Below are 4,095 nucleotides of genomic sequence, written 5' to 3'. Positions count from 1 at the left end.
AGCACGGGTCGAGCGCGCCGCCCCAGTTGTCGCTGCCGCCGCCGCTCGTGCCGCTCCGAGGTCGCCGCGCAGCCGTCCGGGGCCCGGCCGGTGTCGCTGCGGGCCCTCGACGACGAGCCCGAGGCGTCGATCTACAGTGGACAGGCGGTGAGCGACCGCAACGCGCGGTACGCGATCGTCGTCACCGACGGCGACTCGCGGCGCGACTGGCTCACGGCCGGCGAGGCGTACTCCGCGGTCGTGCTCGGCGCGATCGCCGACGGCCTCGCGTTCTCGCCGATGAGCGACCTGGTCGAGATCGTCGCCGCGCGGAGCACGCTGCGGCGGATGCTGGGCGGCGTCGGCTGGCCGGCGATGGTGGTGCGGCTCGGCGTCGCCGACGGCCCGGCGGGCGCGGCCCGCTCGCCGCTGCGGCCGACGGCCGACGTGCTGGAGGTGACCTGACCTGCGCTCCGGTTGCGGTTCGCGGCGGCCGGGCACACTGGGTTGATGCGCTCGTTGACGGCGGCCTGGCGACGGACCCGGCAGTGGCTCGCCGACCTCACCCCGCGGCAGCGCAAGGCCGCCGTGATCGCGACGATCGTCGTGACCAGCCCGGCCTGGGCGGTGGCCGCCGTCGCGCCGCAGACCCGGGCGCCGCTGCTGCGGCTCGGGCCGCCGGCGCTGGAGGCGGTCGCGGCGATCGAGGCGGCCCGCCCGGCCGGGTTCCCGGTCGGCGGCATCGACCTGTCCAGCCACGACCACCGCACGTTCGGCGTGCACTGGCCGACCGAGGTGGCCGCCGGCAGCCGGTTCGTGTACATCAAGGCGACCGAGGGCCGCACATACGTCAACCCGCACTTCGCGACCGACTACGCCGCCGCCCGCGCCACCGGCCGGTACGTCGGCGCCTACGTCTACGCCCGCCCCGACCTCGGCGACCCGGCCGGCCAGGCCGAGCACTTCCTGCGCCACGCGAAGTTCACCCGCGACCAGCGCACCCTGGTCCCGTTCGTGGACCTGGAGTGGCCGTACGCGGGCGTGAAAACGGACGACTGCTACAACCTCACGCCGGCGCAGCTGCGGGCGTGGATCGCCGCGTTCATCGGCCGCATCGAGGCCGGCGTGGGCCGCAAGCCGATGATCTACACGAACACGAACTGGTGGAACCCGTGCACGGGCAACGACGTGTCCTACGCGACGTACCCGCTGAACATCGCCGGCTACACGAAGCAGCCGCCGAAGCTCCCGGCCGGCTGGACCACGTTCGCGATCTGGCAGTACCAGCCGGGCGACCCCGGCCGCCGCCACAGCCACGACCGCGACGTGGCCCAGGGCGGCGAGGCAGGCCTGCGCGCCCTGGCCTGGCCCCCACCGCCCGGCGGCTGACGCTCAGTTCCCGACCGCGCCCAGGCACATGCTGCCCGGGATGACGATCCACGGCGGCCGCTGCTGGTTGTCCGGCACCGCGTTCACGGTGACGGCGATGCCGTTGGAGGTGGGCGGGATGTTGTCGGTGCTGACCGGCGGGAGCCGGCGCACGTACGCCTTCCGCCCGCCGTCGTATCGCATCGCCACCTTCCCCTGGTAGCGCTCGTCGCCGCCGGAGTACTGGACGAGCACCTGGATCTCGTCGAGCCGGTAGTCGCCGGGATCGACCTCGGCGAGCACCTCCGGCCCCTCCGGCGCCACCCGCGGCGGGCATCCGATGTCGACGGTCTCGGGCACGCTGCGGATCGACCGGACCGTGGGCGGCCGCCGCACGGCCGGCCCCGACGTGCTCACGATCGGCTGTGGGGTCGGCGACGGGGGCTGCTGCCGCGGCCCGGCGTCGAACCGGGTCGGCGACGACACCGGCGGCGGCCCGGGCGGCCCGCTGCCGCACCCGGCGAGCGCCGCCAGCACGAACAGTCCGGCCAGCGGTACGCGGGCAGCGACGGTGATCGACACGGCGGCGAGCGTAGCCGACGGGGTCCCGCGTCAGGCTGCCGGCACGGCCGCCACGGCTAGAGGTCGAGTCGCATCCGGACGACGGTGCCGTCGGTGCCGGCGAAGACGCTGACCTCGTCGCAGATGCGCTCCACGATCGCCAGGCCGCGGCCGCCGGTCGCGTCGGCCGGCGGCATGGGGCGGCCGAACGTCCGCGGCGGGCCCTGGTCGACGACGTCGCACCACAGGCCGGACGCGTCCGCCCACACCCGCACGGTGCCGCCGCCGGTCGTGTGCTGCAGCGTGTTCGTGGCCAGCTCGTTGACGGCGAGCGTGAGCAACTCGGCCCGCCGCGCCGCCAGGCCCAGCGCCACGGCCCGGGCGGCGACGAACGCGCGCAGCCGCCGCAGGTCGCTGATCGCCGAGTAGTCCGCGACGTCAGGCACGGCCCGGCTCCCCGGGCGGGCGCAGCAGGTCGGCGACGCCGGTGACCGCCAGGACGTGCGCCACCACCCCGGTCGCGTTGACCAGGTGCAGCCGCCGCCCCCGGGCCTGCGCCGCGCGGTGCGCCATGACCAGCGTGTGGACCCCGCTGGAGTCGAGGAAGCGCAGCTCGGTGGCGTCGACGAGCACCACCGGCGCGGCCTCGACGGCCGCGGTCAGGGCCGCCTCGAACTGGTCGCGCACGGCGAGGTCGCACTCGCCCGCCAGCGACACGACGGCCCGGCCGGTGCCCGCGGCCGTCCGCGCCTCGAACTGCGTCACGCGGTCATCATGCCATCCCCGTTGCCGTGTTGCGCCCGTCGATACAGTGAATCGGTGGCCGCCGACCAACCCGACGGCGTGGTCTATGTCGTCACCGACCTCGCGGGCGCCCACCTGGTCAGCCTCGACGAGCCGGCGATGCTCGGCCCGGCGCTGCGCACCGCGCACGAGGGCGCGATCCACCTGACCCTGTTCGACCCGTCGCCGGTCGCCGCCGCCCACCGCCACGAGCCGGCCGAGCTGGGCCGCGACCGGGCGCTGATGGCCGCGGCCGGGGTGCTCGCCGTGGTCGCGAGCCTCGTGCTGAGCTTCGCGGTGAGCGGCTGGGTCGGTGCGCCCGTCGCGGTCGCCGCCCTGGTCGGGCTGGCCGTGGCGTACGACCGCCACGCGACGCGGTCGCGCCGCCGGTGGGCGGGGCGGCAGCGCACGCTGCCGAGCGGTACCGAGGCCACCCAGTTCTCCCGGGCCCTGGCCGCGACCCGGACGATCAGCGCGGCCTGGCCCCGGATCGGCCCGCTGGTGCAGGCCGAGACCCCGCGCCGCGAGCTGTCGGCGGCCCTGTGGGAGGTCGCCGACCGCCTGCACATGCACGCGCGGCTGCGCGAGGAGCTCTCGAGCCTGCACCGGGCCCGCGCCGACCTGCGCCCGGCCGCGGCGATGCGGGCGGACCTGACCGACCGCATCGACCGCGTCGAGGCCGCCCTGGAGCCGCTGCGGACGCACACCCAGCGCCGGGTGGCGTCCCTGGAGCGCCTGGCCCGCCAATGCGCCGACCTGGCCCGCGACGAGCAGGCCGCGGCGGTGGCCCGGGAGGCGCTGCGCCGCGCCGACCGCTCGCTGGGCCTGCTGCCGGCGCAGTCCCCCGACCGGGCGACCGAGCAGGAGTTCGCCGAGCGGGTGCGCTGGATCATCTCGGCGTACCGCGACCTGTCCGGCCTCGGCTGACCGGGCGCGTCGGCTAGCGGGTCGGGGTTTTCCGCGGCTCGCAGTTCATGCAGATCACGTCGATGACCCGCGGGACCTGCAGCAGGCGGGACTGCAGCGGTGGGAAGTCCGTGGTGCAGCGGATGCTGAAGCGCCAGGCGGCGGGGATGTTGTCCGCCGTCGTCGCGTTCACGAGGTCCGGGTCGTCCCGGAACGCGACCTTGAACCGTTCGTACGCTTCCGCGCGGGTCTCGAAGGCCATCGACGTCACCTCCGGGGCGGTGTCCAGCACCGCGCGGACCCCCTCGCTCACCTCGCCCTCGTCGTCGATCGGCAGGAACGCGGCGGCGTCGGCCGGGGCGCAGGCGGCGACCTCGGCCGGGCGGTCGTTCAGGGCCCAGGCGCCCGTCGCCGTGCCGGCCGCGAGCAGGGCCAGGGCGGCGCACGGTGAGCCGGCTGGGGTTGATGGTCTTGATGATGACGGTTCGGTCGAGCTGC

Annotated in this window: 6 protein-coding genes and 1 pseudogene; 3 read left to right on the top strand and 4 right to left on the bottom strand. The window is 75.8% G+C overall.

Annotated elements, in window-relative coordinates:
• Both ABZS66_RS60910 and ABZS66_RS60905 read left to right on the top strand, forming a co-directional pair.
• Positions 1 to 444, top strand: a pseudogene (locus tag ABZS66_RS60910) (hypothetical protein); the annotation flags it as partial.
• A gap of 45 nt (positions 445 to 489) precedes the next feature.
• The gene (locus ABZS66_RS60905; RefSeq protein WP_354774026.1) at positions 490 to 1,368 is read left to right on the top strand and encodes a GH25 family lysozyme; all 879 of its coding nucleotides are present in this window, start codon (positions 490 to 492) and stop codon (positions 1,366 to 1,368) included.
• Between the two features lie 3 nt (positions 1,369 to 1,371).
• On the opposite strand, the gene ABZS66_RS60900 is transcribed toward ABZS66_RS60905, so the two are convergent.
• From ABZS66_RS60900 to ABZS66_RS60890, 3 genes are read right to left on the bottom strand one after another with little or no spacing between them, the layout of a single operon-like run.
• Complete coding sequence (locus ABZS66_RS60900) at positions 1,372 to 1,929, bottom strand: hypothetical protein (RefSeq protein WP_354774024.1); 558 nt, start codon at positions 1,927 to 1,929, stop codon at positions 1,372 to 1,374.
• Positions 1,930 to 1,985: 56 nt separating this feature from the next.
• A complete protein-coding gene (locus tag ABZS66_RS60895) occupies positions 1,986 to 2,354 on the bottom strand; it encodes an ATP-binding protein (protein WP_354774022.1) in 369 nt (122 codons plus the stop codon).
• The gene (locus ABZS66_RS60890; protein ID WP_354774020.1) at positions 2,347 to 2,673 is read right to left on the bottom strand and encodes an STAS domain-containing protein; all 327 of its coding nucleotides are present in this window, start codon (positions 2,671 to 2,673) and stop codon (positions 2,347 to 2,349) included. Before ABZS66_RS60890 ends, ABZS66_RS60895 begins: the two co-directional genes overlap by 8 nt.
• Positions 2,674 to 2,727: 54 nt before the next feature.
• Between ABZS66_RS60890 and ABZS66_RS60885 the strand changes: the two genes are divergently transcribed.
• Positions 2,728 to 3,618 carry a hypothetical protein gene (locus ABZS66_RS60885; RefSeq protein ID WP_354774018.1) on the top strand — a complete coding sequence of 297 codons (891 nt, stop codon included), beginning with the start codon at positions 2,728 to 2,730 and terminating at the stop codon, positions 3,616 to 3,618.
• 13 nt (positions 3,619 to 3,631) lie between these two features.
• Here ABZS66_RS60885 and ABZS66_RS60880 read toward each other — a convergent pair.
• Positions 3,632 to 4,095, bottom strand: a 464-nt coding sequence (locus ABZS66_RS60880) for a permease-like cell division protein FtsX (protein ID WP_354774016.1), incomplete at its 5' end; no start/stop codon positions are given.

Origin of the sequence: Dactylosporangium sp. NPDC005572 (assembly GCF_040605515.1) — a bacterium.
Lineage (GTDB): Bacteria > Actinomycetota > Actinomycetes > Mycobacteriales > Micromonosporaceae > Dactylosporangium.
This window is presented reverse-complemented; position numbering and strand designations above follow the sequence as displayed.